This window comes from Pararhodobacter sp. (genome assembly GCF_034676545.1).
Classification (GTDB): Bacteria; Pseudomonadota; Alphaproteobacteria; order Rhodobacterales; family Rhodobacteraceae; genus Pararhodobacter.
Genome location: NZ_JAUCBZ010000015.1, coordinates 486095 through 501021, shown reverse-complemented (window position 1 = coordinate 501021; position 14927 = coordinate 486095). Strand labels below are relative to the sequence as shown.

Below are 14927 nucleotides of genomic sequence, written 5' to 3'. Positions count from 1 at the left end.
TTCGTCGGTTGTGCTGGCGGCGATGATGGTCTTTGTCTTTGCCGGTACGGTCTTGCGCTATGTCTTCAACGCGCCGATCCTGGGCAACAACGAAGTGCTGGAAATGGCCGCCGTCGCCCTGGTGATGCTGGCCATCCCCTATTGCACCCTCGAAGACGCCCATGTTCGCATCGACCTGCTGGACAAGGTGCTGGGTGACATCGGTCGGTGGCTGACTGAAATCCTGTATCGCGGCCTCGCGGCCTGGGTGCTGTTTTACCTGGTGCGGTCCTATGTTTACCGGACCCTGGATGCGCTGGAATACAGCGATGTCACAAACCTGCTGCGCATCCCGATCTGGCCATTTTGCGGGCTCGTGGCGCTTGGCATGGGGCTGTATGCGTTGATCCTGTCCGTCCAGTTGCTGTTCATCGTCATCAGGATCGGGAAGCGGACATGACCGACACAACCATCGGCCCGATCTCGATCGCCGGGATGTTTGTGATGCTGGCGCTGCGAATCCCGGTCGCCATGGCCATGCTGGTCGCAGGGTTTGCCGGGACCTGGTTTCTTCACGGCCAACGTCCCGCCTTGGCCCTGCTGACCACCGAGACCTTTTCCTCGGTGTCGTCCTATTCCCTGATCGTGATCCCGCTGTTTGTCCTGATGGGCAACATTTCGACTGCGGCCGGGTTCAGCAGGGGGTTGTATAATCTCGCCTATTCCTGGGTCGGCCGGTTTCGCGGCGGGTTGGCGGCGGCCTCGATTTTGGGTTGCGCGGCCTTCTCGGCGGTGAGCGGCTCATCGGTGGCGACCGCCGTGACCATCGGCAAGGTCGCGATCCCGGAAATGAAACGTTTCGGCTATTCCAACCGCCTGGCGACAGGTTCCGTCGCCGCCGGGGGGACGTTGGGTTACCTGATCCCGCCGTCCACCGGGTTTGTCCTTTATGCGATCCTGACCGAAGAATCCCTCGGGCGGCTGTTCATGGCGGGGATCATCCCAGGTCTGCTGCTGACCGCGCTGTTCATTGTCACCATCATGCTGATCGCCCGCATCGACCCCAAATCCGCCCCGGCAGGCGAGGCGGTTCCCATGGCGCAGCGCGTGTCTGCGCTGCTGGGTGCTCTGCCCTTGCTGTCGGTCGTGGTGATCTCGATCGGCGGGATTTATGTCGGAGCCTTCACACCCGTAGAGGCCGCGGGGATTGGCGCGCTTCTGGTGCTTGTCTTCGCCCTGATCGGCCGCAAGCTGTCGTTTGGCGACCTGCACGAGATGTTCCTTGAAACCGTCAAGACCAGCGCCATGCTGTATGTCATCGTGATCGGCGCGGCGATCTTCAGCCCGTTCCTGGCGATGACCCAAATCCCGCAGAACCTGGGCGACTGGCTGGTCGGTCTTGGGCTGGGGCCACTGGGGTCGTTGATCGTGATTCTGCTGGCCTATGTCGTGCTGGGCATGTTCATGGATGCACTTTCCATGCTGGTGATCACGATTCCCATCGTTTTCCCGGTGATCATCGGGCTGGGCTATGATCCGATATGGTTCGGCGTCATCGCCGTGATCGTGATCGAGATGGGCATGATCACGCCCCCGGTGGGAATCAACGTGTTCGTGGTCAAGGCCATCGCGCGCGACATCCCGATGGGCGAGATCTTTCGCGGCGTGTTTCCGTTCTGGATCGCGATGGCGGTGTGCCTGGTCTTCCTGATCCTGTTCCCGCAACTGGCGCTGATCTTGCCAAATTCGATGTTTGACTGACGATGAAGGGTTCAAGTTGACATAACAACTCAAAGACCCTTAATTGGTTGCGATATCAACTCGTGCCGAATGCCTTCGGCAGAGCTCTTGCGGAGGAGAGACCCATGGCCAACGAAGCCGAAATCAAGACGATGAATGACCTGCTGAAGGTGGTTCCGAATATTACGGACCACTTGTTTCGCAATGCGCCGAAAAACGCGCTGACGATCTACACGCAGATGATGCCGGGCGACGGCGTGCGCCCTGAGTTCACCACCTGGCGTGACGAGCAATGGGCGTGGCGCAATACCATCGCCGTGCACGATCAAAGCTATCACATGTGCTCGACCCATGTGCGTGGGCCTGATGCGCTGGCATTCACGCAATATCTGTCGGTCAACACGTTCAAGAATTTCGAGGTCGGCGCGGCCAAGCAACTGGTGTGCTGCTCGCCCGAGGGCTACCTGATTGGCGACGCGATCCTCTATCGGCAGGGCGAGAACGACTACATGGTCGTCGGCAACCCGGCGACCACCGAATGGGTAGAATACAACGCCGAGGCGCTGGAGTTCGACGTGACCGTCGAGGCCGACCCGATGTGGACCTTGAACAAGGCCAAGAAGCGCGAGTTCTACCGCTTTCAGGTCGAAGGGCCCAAGGCCTGGGAATTGCTGGAAGAACTCAACGGCGGCCCACTGCCCGAGATCAAGTTCTTCAAATCGGCCGAGATCGGTCTGGGCAAGCACCGCGCGCGCGGGATGCGGCATTCGATGGGCGGCATGCCCGGGCTGGAAATCTATGGTCCCTGGGAAGAATACCGCGATGTCAAACGGTTGATTCAGAAAGCCGGCGAAAAATACGGCCTGCGGATGGTCGGCTCAATCGCCTATTTCACGACGGTGATTGAATCCGGCTGGTGGGCGGTGCCGGTCTCGGCGGTCTATACCGGCCCGGGAACCAGCGGCTACCGTGACTGGATGTCGTCCAAGAACGCCTCGATGCGGATGTCGCTGGGCGGCAGTTTCTATTCCGAAAACATCCAAGACTACTATCTCACACCTTACGACGTGAACTATGGCCATATCATCAAGTTCGATCACGACTATATCGGCCGCGCAGCGCTGGAAGCGATCAAGGACAAACCGCATCGCAAGAAAGTGACGCTGGTCTGGAACGCCGACGACGTGCTTTCGGTGATGCAGGCGCAGTTCGAGGGCGGCGAGCAAAAGGACAAAGCGCTGACCATCACGTTGCCCTTGGCGGCCACGGCGCGGATGCATTACGACAAGGTTACGGACACCGAGGGCAACATGATCGGCCTCGCAACCTATCCCGGCTATACCGAGAACGAGCGCGCGATGATGTCGCTGGCCTCGGTCGATGCAGGTTTTGCCGAGCCGGGCACAGAGGTGATCCTGCATTGGGGCGAGGATGGCGGCGGCAGCCGCAGCGGGGGCAACCTGGAACCGCACAAGCAGGTCAAGATCCGCGCCACCGTCGCGCCCAGCCCGATCAGCCGCGCGGCGCAAAGCTATCGCAGCGATATCGGCATCAAGCGCGGCTCGCTGCACGACGTCTAAGGACGAACACTCCCGGCCCGCGACATGCGGGCCGGACCATTTGCCGGGAGGAACACCATGACCCATCCGTCCACGCGGGCCGAGGAAACCCGCACGCACTGGAAACGGGTGCTTGAAGCGACGCTGGACGAACGCGTGACTCCGTTCAGTGCCGACTACTGGTCACCCAAGGACACTTGGTCGCGCGACCAGACCCGCGCGGTGCAGGACCAGAAGATCGCCGCCGTCGCGCCCTTCCTGTATGAGAACAGCGCCTTTTACCGCCGCCGCTTTGACAAACTGGGGGTCGCGCCGACTGACTTGACCTCGGTCGAAAGCCTGATCGCCAACTGGCCCGTCGTCACCAAACAGGAGATGATGGACGATGCGCGGGCCCATCCGCCCTATGGGACCTACACCACCTGCGGCCCGGCGGAATGGGCGGACCGGGGCTGGATGCTGTTCTCGTCGTCGGGCTCGACCGGCACGCCGCGTGTGTTCCGCTACACCCATTTCGACCGGCGTTTCTGGGAACAGGCGAATGCGCGGGCGCTCTATTCCGGCGGGCTGCGCAAGGGCGACAGCGCGATCCCGATGGTCGGCTTTGGCCCGCATGTGTTCGCCTGGGGCGTGCAGTATACTCTGGCGGCCATGGAGATGCCGGTGATCCCTGGCGGCGGGATGGACGGCCAGGCGCGCGCCATGTTGATCGACCGCTTCAAGCCGACGACCCTGGTCTGCACGCCGTCCTACGCCTTTTACCTCGCGCGCGTGATGCAGGACATGGGGCTGGACCCTGCCGCGAGTTCGATCAACTGGATGATCACCGGCGGCGAACCGTTCTCGGGCGTCGCTGGGACCATGGAAAAGCTGCAAGCCTTGTGGGGGGCAACCGCCATCGAGTTCTACGGCTGCACCGAGGTCAGCCCGCATTGCGGCGGCTATTCCTGCCCCGAATACCAGACCGGCGCGCAGAATTTCATTCACCTGATGGAGGATATCCAGGTCTGGGAAACTGTCGATCCCGATACCTTGGCGGCAACCCCCGAGGGACACAAGGGGTTGACCGTCTGTACCAACCTGACCTCGGAAAGCTCGGCGCAGCTTCGGTTTCTGGTGGGCGATTACACCACGCTCAGCACCGCGCCCTGCGCCTGTGGACGCAACCACGTCAAGGGCATGGGCTGCATGACCGGCCGCGCAGACGACCTGATCAACCTGCGCGGCATCAAGTTCTTTCCGGTCCAGATCGAAGAAGCCGTGCGCGCCGTCTCCGGCACCGGCGACGAGTTCCAGATCCATTTGCGCAAACAGGAAGACGGGTTGGATGTGATGACTGTGAAAGTGGAGCACACCGATCCAACGGCAGCCGCTGCTGTGGCCAGGGAAATCCGCAGCCGCTGCGAGGTGCGCTGCGATGTTCAGGTGGTGGCGCCGGACAGCCTGCCCAAATCACCGATGAAGGCCAAACGGGTCTTCGATGAAAGGATGCCAGCATGACCACGAACACCGTGACCCGCGACGTCGAATGGGGCGAGTGTGACCCCGCCGGCATCGTCTTCAACCCCAACTTTGCCCGCTGGTTCGACCATTGCACGACCCTGCTCTATGGGGCCGCGGGTTGGCCAAAGCCAAAGATGGTCAAGACGTTCAACATCGTCGGCTGCCCGCTGGTCGAGACCAACGCCAGATTTCGGGCGCCTGCCCGCTATGGTGACACGGTGACCATCCAGAGCGCGTTTATCGAGCTTGGGACCTCGAGTTTCAAGATCCGGCACCGGGTCACGCTGGGCGACCGGCTGTGCGTCGAGGCCGTGGATACCCGCGTCTGGTCGGTCAAAGACCCGGAGACCGGTCGCTTGTCTTCGGCACCAATCCCCGCTGAGATTGTGGAAACGTTTGGTCGATCAAACACCGAATAGCCCTGCGGACGCGCGGGGATTCAACGACGCCCTGAAATGGCGCTGGGTGAACCCGGGCTACAGTTTGGCGCTTTGGCCCTTGGGCGCGGCGTCGCGCGCAGACCCTCGAAATCCTCGATCAGATGAAAGATGTGTTCGCGCGCGATCGCTGCTGCCCGGTCGGCGCCCCGGTCCCGGCAGGCCTCGATCAACCGAGTATGCTTGTCCATCGACCGGCCTAACAGCGCGTTCAGTGCCGTGAACAGAGTCGTGCGCAGCGCCATTGGCGGCCCGATGGTGTGTGGATAGACCCGTCCGATCGACCGGTTGCCACCGCTTTCGATGATCGCGTTGTGGAACACCATGTCGGCTCGCGTATAGCCGGTTCCCGGACACACAGCCGCTCTCCCAGGGCCAGTCACGTCTCGCGGCAAACCTCCTCCGGCGGGCCAGAATGCACGGTGTCTGCGCCGCCTTTGCCGCGGTTGAACTCGACGGTGCGCCATTCCGAAAACCCGCGCGCCAGCTACAGCCATTGCCGTATACCCTCCGGCCGAAAAGCCGGATGCGGCGGTGTCTGTCCCGATGCTATGAACCTGACGCTCGCTCGGTTTGAAGTCGAGCGAAGCAGGAAGCCCAAGTGACGTACTTGGAGCCTAACCCTTTGAAAAGTTTAATAACTGCGGAAAGGCATTGACCAACACCCCCAAAAAATATGCGCTCCCCTACAGGCTTTTATGCGTCCAGGTTTTCCACGCTCAGGGCATTGCGCTGAATGAACTCGCGGCGCGGCTCCACCACATCGCCCATCAGCTTGCTGAAGATGTCGTCGGCTTCGGCGAGATCATCAATGCGCACTTGCAGCAGGGTGCGGGCCTCCGGGTCCAGCGTGGTTTCCCAAAGCTGATCGGGATTCATTTCGCCCAGACCCTTGTAACGCTGCAAGGACAGGCCCTTTTCGCCTTCGGTCAGGATCGCTTGCAACAAATCCAGCGGGCCATGCACGGCGACGCTGCGGTCGCGCCGCACCAGGGTTGCCGTCTCGCGATAGATTTCCTGCAACGCGCCCGTGTAGCGCGCAAGTCGTTGCGCCTCGCCCGAGCGCAGCACCGGGCCATCCAGCACGCGCTGTTCCTCGACACCGCGCAGCATCCGCGACAGGCGCAGCCCGTGGTCCTGCGTGGGGCGACCCTGCCAGCCTTTTTCATATTCCGGCGCGATCAGGTCCAGACGCAGCGCAACCGCATCGGCCACGCCCTGCGCGTTTTCATCCAACTGGCCGTGGATCAGCGCCCCGGCAATCGTTGCCTGCTCCAGGATGTTGCGGGGATAGTTCGTCGGGAACGACATCAGCGCCCGATTCACGGCGCGCGCCTCGCCCACGACCCGCAGCAAATCGGCACCTGCAATCTCAAGCCCTGATTTCAGCTTGAGCAAAGCGCCCTCGATGCCTTGTGCGATCAGGTAATCGTCGAGCGCAGCTTGATCCTTGAGGTACACCTCGGAGCGGCCGCGTGCCACCTTGTAGAGCGGCGGCTCGGCGATATAGAGGTGGCCTGCCTCGATCAGCGACGGCATTTGCCGGAAGAAGAACGTCAGCAGCAGCGTGCGGATATGCGCGCCGTCCACGTCGGCGTCGGTCATGATGACGATCTTGTGGTAGCGCAATTTGCTCAGGTCGAATTCGTCGCGCCCGATGCCGGTGCCCAGCGCGGTGATCAGCGTGCCGATTTCCTGACTGCCCAGCATCCGGTCAAACCGCGCCCGCTCGACGTTCAGGATCTTGCCTTTCAGCGGCAGGACCGCCTGATTGTGGCGCGAACGGCCCTGTTTGGCCGACCCACCGGCCGAGTCCCCCTCGACGAGGAACAGTTCGGATTTCGCCGGGTCGCGTTCCTGACAGTCGGCCAGCTTGCCGGGCAGGCTGGCGACATCCAGTGCGGTCTTGCGCCGGGTCAGGTCGCGGGCCTTGCGCGCCGCCTCACGGGCCAGCGCGGCCTCGATGATCTTGCCGACCACGGCCTTGGCGATCTGCGGGTTTTCCTCGAACCATTCGGCCAGTTTTTCACCGACCAGATTCTCCACCGCCGGGCGAACCTCGCTGGAGACCAGCTTGTCCTTGGTCTGGCTGCTGAATTTCGGGTCCGGCACCTTGACCGACAGCACGCAGGTCAGACCCTCGCGCGCGTCATCGCCAGTAAAGCTGATCTTTTCCTTCTTGGCGATGCCCGAGGATTGCGAATAGTTGTTGATCGTCCGGGTCAGGGCACCGCGAAAGCCGGCCAGATGCGCGCCGCCGTCGCGCTGCGGGATGTTGTTGGTAAAGGGCAGCACCGTCTCATGGTAGCTGTCGTTCCACCACATCGCCACCTCGACGCCGATATCGTCGCGCGTGCCCTCGATATAGATCGGCTCGGGCATCACGGCGGTTTTTGAGCGGTCGATATAGCGCACGAATTCCCGCACGCCGCCCTCGAAACAGAACTCGGTTCTCAGCGGTTCCGCGGGGCGCTCATCCTCGACAACGATCTTGACGCCCGAATTCAGGAACGCCAATTCGCGCAGCCGGTTTTCCAGCGTCTTGAACACATAATCGAGATTCGAGAACGTCCCGTCCGGGCGATTGATCTTGGAGCTGGCCATAAAACGCACCTCGGTGCCTTTTTGACCATTCGCCGGGCCAACCTCGCGCAGGTGCTCGACGGTATCGCCGTTTTCAAACCGCGCGACCCATTCCTTGCCGCCGCGCCAGATGCGCAGCTCCAGCCAATCCGAGAGCGCGTTCACCACCGACACGCCAACGCCGTGCAGACCGCCCGAAACCTTATAGCTGTTCTGGTCGAATTTTCCGCCCGCATGAAGCTGGGTCATGATGACCTCGGCGGCGCTGACCCCTTCTTCGGTGTGAATGTCGGTCGGTATGCCACGCCCATTGTCGCGCACAGAAACACTGCTATCGGCATGAATTTTCACCGACACAGAGGTCGCGTGACCGGCCAAAGCCTCATCGATCCCGTTATCGACGACCTCGTACACCATGTGATGCAGGCCAGAGCCATCATCGGTGTCGCCGATATACATGCCAGGACGCTTGCGAACAGCGTCTAAGCCCTTGAGAACCTTGATGGAATCCGCGCCATAATCTTCGCGCGGAGCGAGGTCTGCCGTCATGCTTCAAATCCGTGAATTACCTGCGCCATTCATAGCGGTTGGCAGGGGGAATGTCACGCCTTGGACACAAGATTTAGGGGTTTGCTTGGTGGCTCATGTAAACGGGATCGCCAGACCGACCAGCACCAGCAATCCGCCCGCGCCCTGGTTCAGGCGATGCAGCGCCGTGGGGCTGGACAACAGCTTGCGCGACTTGTCCAGAAACAGTGCGAGGCACAGGTTGCCCACCATCGGCACAAAGGCAGAGACGGCGATGATCGCCAGGATATCGCCCGCCGTGACGCGGGTCAGGTCAAAGAAGCCCGGCAACATGCCCATGTAGAACAGGATCGCCTTGGGGTTGCCGATCACCGCCGCCAGGCCGACGACAAACCCCGCCCACAGGCCCGGTCGCGTCATGGCGCGATTGGCCGAGGGGGCCTCGGCGGGTTTGCGCAGCAGCATCACGCCCATGCCGATGAAAATCAAGGCCGCCACCCAGCGCAACCCCTCCAGGAAACCGCCGTACAGCGACAGGATCCAGGTCAGGCCGAAAATCGCGCAGAGCGGCCAGATCAGATCGCCCAGCGCCACGCCCACCGCCAAAGGCCACGCCCCGCGCATCCCGCCGGACAAGGCGCGGGCGATCAGCGCCACCCAGACCGGGCCGGGGATTGCCCACAAGATCGCCATGCCGCCCGCGTAGAGCAGCAGTTGATGCGCTGTGATGGTCATACGTCTGGGGCCGCCGTTGTCAGGGTTCCGTCGGCATCCATCGGCCAGAACGGGTTGTGCGCCAATTCCCAGACATGGCCGTCAGGGTCGGCGTAATAGCCGCTATAGCCACCCCAAAACACCGCCTCCGGGCGCTTCAACACGGTTGCACCGGCGGCTTCAGCCTGTGCAAAGGCGGCGTCCACCCCGGCGCGGTCGGGGAAATTCTGCGCCAGGGTCATGGCACCCGTGCCCAGCGCGGTCCCCGCGCGGCCCTGATCCTTGGCCAGAGGGCCAAGCCCGAACAGCCCCAGCTTCATCCCGCCCAGATCGTAGAACACCACGCCCTCGGTGGCCTCCTCAGGGTGCCAGCCCAAAGCCGCGTAAAACGCTTTGGCCCGGTCGAGATCGGCGACGCCCAGGGTGATCAACGTGACGCGTTGGCTTTTCATGGCAACGGGCTTTCTTGAAGGTTGGAGTGTCCCGCATCCGCGTGGACGCGAAAACATTGCGCGCGAGTGCCGAGATGGGTGAACAATTCGGGGCCGGTTCCGCTGAGAAAAGCCTGTGCGCCCAAGGTGCAGATCGCGTCATAAAGCGCGGCGCGGCGACCCTCGTCAAGATGCGCTGCGACCTCATCAAGCAGGACAATCGGCGGTATGCCCGTGTCCTGCCGCAGCGCGCGGGCATGGGCGAGGATCAGCGCGATCAGCATGGCCTTTTGCTCGCCGGTGGAGCATTGCGCGGCGGGCATTCCACGCGCTCCCCAGACCGCCCCCAGATCGGCGCGGTGCGGCCCGATCAACGTGCGCCCGGCGGCCATATCGCGGCGGCGCCCCTCGGCCCAGGCCTCGGCCAGCGAAAATTCATCGGGCGGGGCGTCATCGAGCAGCGTCAGATCGGCGTGCGGAAACGGGCTGTCGGGGTCACTCGCCGCCGCCAGCCGCGCCAGCGTGGCCGCGCGATTGGCGATGATCTGCGCGCCAAACCCGGCCATCCGCGTCTCCAGCGCGCCATACCATGCGGCATCGCGCACCTCCTCACGCAGCAACCGGTTGCGTTCGCGCATGGCTTTTTCATAGCCCAGCACGGCCTCGGCATGGTCCGGCTCGAACCCCAGCACCAGACGATCCAGAAACCGCCGGCGCCCCTCGGCCCCCTCGATCCACAGCCGATCCATCGCCGGGGTCAACCACAACATCGCCGACACCCGGCCCAGCGCGGATTGCGGCGCGGCCTTGTCATCAATCCGCAGGCTGCGCGGCGATCCGGGTCGTCCCTCGGTTTCGATGTCGTGCAAAGTGCCGGCACGGTTCAGGGTCGCGGCAATCTTCCAGCCCAACCCCTCGGGTTGCGCGATCAGATCCTCGGCCGCCGCCCGCCGCAAGCCGCGACCGGGGGACAACAGGGAAATCGCCTCCAGCAGATTGGTCTTGCCCGCGCCATTGTCGCCAAACAGCACCACGGGCCGCCCGTCGAAACCGGCCTCGGCGCGGATATGCGAGCGAAAATGCGCCAGCCGCAGGTGTGTCAGACGGGTCAAGGCAACGGCGTCAGACGCGCATCGGCATCACGACATACACCGCGCTGGTGTCCGAGCCTTCGCGCACCAGCGCCGGGTCGCCCGACGAGTTCAGCATGAACACGGCATTCTCGCGGTCGATCTGGCTGGAGATCTCCAGCAGATATTTGGCGTTAAAGCCGATTTCCAGCGGTTCATCGGCATAGGCGACGACCAGTTCTTCTTGCGCGTTGCCGCTGTCTGGCGAGTTCACCGACAGGGTCAGCTTGTCCTCTTCCAGCACCAGTTTCACGGCGCGCGAGCGTTCGGACGACACCGTGGCAACCCGGTCCACGGCCTTGGCAAATTCCGAGGCATCCACTTCCAGCCGCTTGGTGTTGCCCGCCGGAATCACCCGCGTGTAATCGGGGAAGGTCCCGTCGATCACCTTGGACGTCAGCGCAATGCTGGGCGTCGCGAACCGCACCTTGGTTTCCGACACCGAAATCGCGATGGCGGCGTCGTCTTCCTCCAGCAATTTGCGCAGCTCGTTCACGGTTTTGCGCGGCACGATGACGCCGGGCATTCCCTCGGCACCCTCGGGCAATGGCGTGTCGATCCGCGCCAGACGGTGGCCGTCGGTCGCCACGCAGCGCAACACCTTGCCATCCTCGCCGGTTGCCACATGCATATAGACGCCGTTCAGGTAATAGCGGGTTTCCTCGGTCGAGATCGCGAATTTCGACTTGTCGAACAGGCGGCGCAGATCGCCCGCCTTGGCCGAGAAATTGCTGTGATATTCCGAGCTGGCCATGACCGGGAAATCTTCCTTGGGCAGCGTCGCCAGCGAGAAGGTCGAGCGCCCCGCCTCGACCGCCAGACGCCCGGTGCGCTGATCGTCGGTCAGCGACACCAGCGCGCCATCCGGCAGCTTGCGCACGATTTCATGCAGCATCACCGCCGACACGGTGGTCGCCCCGGCGCGTTCCACCATCGCGTTGGCGCGGTCCACCACCTCGATATCCAGATCGGTCGCGCGGAAACTGACCGTGTCGCCCTCGGCCTCGATCAGCACATTGGCCAGAATCGGGATCGTGTTGCGACGCTCGACGACGGATTGCGCCTGGGACACTGCCTTCAGCAGCGCTGCGCGTTCAATACTCAGTTTCATCGCGATCCCCTCCGACAACTCAGGCCGGTGCTGACATATGCCAGCCCGGCCCGGTCACATATTTCTTCTTGTTTGTTTGCGGCCCTTTGAAGGCCGCGTCAAGGTTCAGCTTTCCAGCAAACGCCGCAACAGATCAAGGTCTTCGGCCAGTTGCGTGTCATTTGCCCGCAGTTCTTCGACCTTGCGCACCCCATGCATGATCGTCGTGTGATCCCGCCCGCCAAAGCGCCGCCCGATTTCCGGCAACGACCGCGTGGTCATCTGTTTCGCCAGATACATCGCCACCTGACGCGGACGCGCGATCACCCGCAACCGCTTTGGCCCGATCATATCCGACAGGCGGATGTTGTAATGCTCGGACACCTTGCGCTGGATTTCCTCGACCGTGACCTTGCGATCCGAGGAGCGCAAAATATCCGACAGGCAATCCTGCGCCAGATCCAGCGTCACCTCACGGCCGACCAGAGACGCCAGCGCAAAGAGCCGCGTCAGGGCGCCTTCCAGCACGCGCACATTGGTGGTGATGCGATGCGCCAGAAACTCCAGAACGCCCGCGCCGATGTCGACATCGCCATAGGTCGTGCGGTTCAGCTCGACCTTTTGCTGCAAGATCCCCAGCCGCAATTCGTAATCGGTCGGGTGCAGATCGACCACCAGACCCGAGGACAGGCGGCTCTTGATTCGCTCCTCCAGATCCTTGATTTCCCCGGGCGCACGGTCGGCGGAAATCACGATCTGCTTGCCCTGATCCACCAGCGCGTTGAAGGTATGGAAGAATTCCTCTTGCGTGCTTTCCTTGCCGGCGATGAACTGCACATCGTCCACCATCAGGATATCCACCGAGCGGAACAGGCTCTTGAAATCCATGATCTGCCGGTCGCGCAGGGCCTGCACAAAACGGTACATGAATTGCTCGGCGCTGAGATACAGCACCCGCGCGCCCGGTTGCCGGGCCTGCAATTCCCAGGCGATCGCGTGCATCAGGTGGGTCTTGCCCAGACCGACGCCACCATAGAGGAACAGCGGGTTGAACGTGACCTGCCCACCCTCGGCCACACGACGCGCGGCGGCATGGGCCAGCGCGTTCGGCTTGCCGACGACAAAATTGTCAAAGGTAAAGCGCGCGTCCAGCGTTGCGGTGGGGATATCCTCCTCTGGGCGCTGGGCTGCGGCGGGCGTCGCGCGCAAAGGGCGTGCCGTGTCGTCTTGCGCTGTCAGCGTGCGTTGAATGCGCTCGGCGGCCGAGGAGCTCCGCGCCTGCACATCAATCTCGATGCGCTGCGTCGGCAACCCATGCGAGGCCATCGCCCGCAGGATATGATCCGCGAAATTCCGGTTGACCCAGTTTGCAATGAAATTCGTCGGTGCGGTCAGCGTGGCGACATCAGCGTCCACAGCGGCCAGTTCCAATGGTGCAATCCAAGTGATAAAATTGTTTTCCCCAACCGACGTCCGTAGATTTTTGCGGACATCGCCCCACGCTGCTTTTGTCATCCTGTCCCGACCCATCGTCCGCACAGAGCCCGTGCGGGTAATTCCATTTTTTTTGTGCCCGGTTTTCCGAGTCCCAGTTCAGCAACGCACAACACCCTTTGCGCTTGGCAGTGCGCAGACTCGCCACAAAGTCAGGGGCAAACGGCAGCCCTGCGGACATCGCTGTCGCAGGGCGATTGACACAGCATCCCGCGGAAAAACCGCAGGTTGGGAAAGTGTCAGAATCAGCCGGGAACCCCCCCAGGGTTCGTGCGTCTCACGAAGACGATACCAACTCGGCGGCGGCGGCGGCAACCGAACAACGCGCTTGACATGAATTGCCGTGAAAGGAATCGGAGGGGTCGTGGGTTTCCGGCCACAGGGTCAAAAACAAGGCCCTGAAAACCAAGCCAGAATCAAAAAAGGCATATGTCAGAATCAAAAAAGCGCACCCGGGGATGCGCTTTTCAATCAGTTTCGATTTCGGTCGATCAGGCGTTCAGAGCCTTCACGCGCGACGACAGGCGCGACATTTTGCGCGCTGCGGTGTTCTTGTGCAGAACGCCTTTGGTAACGCCGCGCATCAGTTCCGGCTCGGCGGCAATCAGCGCCGCTTTCGAGGCTTCTGCGTCGCCTTTTGCCAGCGCGTCTTCGACGGCGCGCAAATAGGTGCGGATGCGCGAGCGGCGGGCTTTGTTGATTTCGAAGCGGGCGTCGTTTTGACGGGCGCGCTTTGCGGATTGACGGGTATTGGCCATGGGACGATCTCTTTCGGGTCTGTTTCAATATCTTTGCGCACAGACCCACCGATCACACTGGATCAGGTCGATTCTTGCCTAAGCGGGCCCACGCGCATGTGGGGCGGCTTTTAGGTCAAAGCGTCGACAAAGGAAAGCGCAAACTGCCACCCTGCAAAAAGGCCAGCCCGACAGGCTGGCCATCGCAGATCCGGTCGTGGGTTTAGCGGTCGCGGAACTGTGCTTCGCGCTTTTCCAGAAAGGCGCTCATGCCCTCTTTCTGGTCCTCGGTGTTGAACAGCGCGTGGAATATCCGCCGCTCGAACAGGATGCCTTCGCGCAGGGTCGTCTCATAGCTGCGATTGACCGCTTCCTTGACAACCTTGGTTGCGATCCCCGACTTGGAGACGATCTTTTGCGCTGCCGACATCGCCTCTTCGATCAGTTTCTTGGCCGGAACCACGCGGCTGACCAGTCCCGAGCGCTCGGCCTCCTCGGCATCCATGAAGCGACCGGTCAAATGCATGTCCATTGCCTTGGATTTGCCGACAAACCGCGTCAGGCGCTGCGTGCCGCCAATGCCCGCGACCACGCCCAGATTGATCTCTGGCTGGCCGAATTTGGCGGTGTCGGCGGCAATGATGAAGTCACACATCATCGCCAGCTCGCAGCCGCCGCCCAGCGCATAGCCGGCAACGGCAGCGATGACGGGCTTGCGTGTGTTGCAGATCGAATCCGTCTCGGCGGTGAAATAGTCGCTCTCGAACATCTCGACAAAAGTCTTGCTCGACATTTCGCTGATGTCTGCCCCGGCAAACGCCTTTTCAGACCCGGTCAGGACAATGCAACGCACTTTGTCGTTGCGGTCCGCGGCCTTCATCGCGTCCGCCAATTCAGTCAGCATTTGTGCATTCAGCGCATTCAAAGCCTCGGGCCGGTTCAACCGGATCAGGGCGACGTAATGCGCGATCTCTACTGCGATGGTTTCGTAAGCCATAAGAG

The 14927-nt window shown here is 62.1% G+C and carries 14 protein-coding genes; 5 read left to right on the top strand and 9 right to left on the bottom strand.

All coding sequences use genetic code 11. The annotated features are described in order from the left end of the window. Positions 1 to 22 precede the first annotated feature (22 nt). The 5 genes from VDQ28_RS05910 (at position 23) to VDQ28_RS05890 (ending at position 5200) form a co-directional block, all read left to right on the top strand. Complete coding sequence (locus VDQ28_RS05910; RefSeq protein ID WP_323035051.1) at positions 23 to 439, top strand: TRAP transporter small permease; 417 nt, start codon at positions 23 to 25, stop codon at positions 437 to 439. Next, entirely contained in the window at positions 436 to 1740 is a 1305-nt protein-coding gene (locus VDQ28_RS05905) for a TRAP transporter large permease (protein ID WP_323035050.1), read from the top strand. Before VDQ28_RS05910 ends, VDQ28_RS05905 begins: the two co-directional genes overlap by 4 nt. A 104-nt stretch (positions 1741 to 1844) precedes the next feature. Continuing rightward, positions 1845 to 3299: an aminomethyl transferase family protein gene (locus VDQ28_RS05900; protein ID WP_323035049.1), complete on the top strand. Its 1455-nt coding sequence runs from the start codon at positions 1845 to 1847 to the stop codon at positions 3297 to 3299. 57 nt (positions 3300 to 3356) lie between these two features. Continuing rightward, positions 3357 to 4778 (top strand): phenylacetate--CoA ligase family protein, encoded by a 1422-nt coding sequence (locus VDQ28_RS05895; protein WP_323035048.1) that lies wholly within the window; start codon positions 3357 to 3359, stop codon positions 4776 to 4778. After that, positions 4775 to 5200, top strand: a complete 426-nt coding sequence (locus VDQ28_RS05890; protein ID WP_323035047.1) for a thioesterase family protein — start codon at positions 4775 to 4777, stop codon at positions 5198 to 5200. The genes VDQ28_RS05895 and VDQ28_RS05890 overlap by 4 nt, the downstream gene beginning before the upstream one ends. A 20-nt stretch (positions 5201 to 5220) precedes the next feature. Here the strand turns inward: VDQ28_RS05890 and VDQ28_RS05885 are convergent, their stop codons facing one another. From VDQ28_RS05885 to VDQ28_RS05845, 9 genes are all read right to left on the bottom strand, one after another. Then, the gene (locus VDQ28_RS05885; protein ID WP_323035046.1) at positions 5221 to 5577 is read right to left on the bottom strand and encodes an FCD domain-containing protein; all 357 of its coding nucleotides are present in this window, start codon (positions 5575 to 5577) and stop codon (positions 5221 to 5223) included. A 337-nt stretch (positions 5578 to 5914) separates the two neighbouring features. Then, on the bottom strand, positions 5915 to 8350 hold the full coding sequence (gene gyrB / locus VDQ28_RS05880) for a DNA topoisomerase (ATP-hydrolyzing) subunit B (protein WP_323035045.1): 2436 nt from the start codon (positions 8348 to 8350) through the stop codon (positions 5915 to 5917). A gap of 93 nt (positions 8351 to 8443) precedes the next feature. After that, positions 8444 to 9064: a LysE family translocator gene (locus tag VDQ28_RS05875; protein WP_323035044.1), complete on the bottom strand. Its 621-nt coding sequence runs from the start codon at positions 9062 to 9064 to the stop codon at positions 8444 to 8446. Beyond that, entirely contained in the window at positions 9061 to 9495 is a 435-nt protein-coding gene (locus VDQ28_RS05870; protein WP_323035043.1) for a VOC family protein, read from the bottom strand. The genes VDQ28_RS05875 and VDQ28_RS05870 overlap by 4 nt, the downstream gene beginning before the upstream one ends. After that, positions 9492 to 10586 (bottom strand): DNA replication/repair protein RecF, encoded by a 1095-nt coding sequence (recF, locus tag VDQ28_RS05865; RefSeq protein ID WP_323035042.1) that lies wholly within the window; start codon positions 10584 to 10586, stop codon positions 9492 to 9494. The genes VDQ28_RS05870 and recF overlap by 4 nt, the downstream gene beginning before the upstream one ends. Positions 10587 to 10596: 10 nt before the next feature. Next, a complete protein-coding gene (gene dnaN / locus VDQ28_RS05860; RefSeq protein WP_323035041.1) occupies positions 10597 to 11715 on the bottom strand; it encodes a DNA polymerase III subunit beta in 1119 nt (372 codons plus the stop codon). Between the two features lie 105 nt (positions 11716 to 11820). Next, entirely contained in the window at positions 11821 to 13209 is a 1389-nt protein-coding gene (gene dnaA / locus VDQ28_RS05855) for a chromosomal replication initiator protein DnaA (RefSeq protein ID WP_323035040.1), read from the bottom strand. 470 nt (positions 13210 to 13679) lie between these two features. Then, positions 13680 to 13946 (bottom strand): 30S ribosomal protein S20, encoded by a 267-nt coding sequence (gene rpsT, locus VDQ28_RS05850; RefSeq protein ID WP_323035039.1) that lies wholly within the window; start codon positions 13944 to 13946, stop codon positions 13680 to 13682. Between the two features lie 202 nt (positions 13947 to 14148). Continuing rightward, positions 14149 to 14922: an enoyl-CoA hydratase gene (locus VDQ28_RS05845; RefSeq protein WP_323035038.1), complete on the bottom strand. Its 774-nt coding sequence runs from the start codon at positions 14920 to 14922 to the stop codon at positions 14149 to 14151. Between the last annotated feature and the right edge of the window lie 5 nt (positions 14923 to 14927).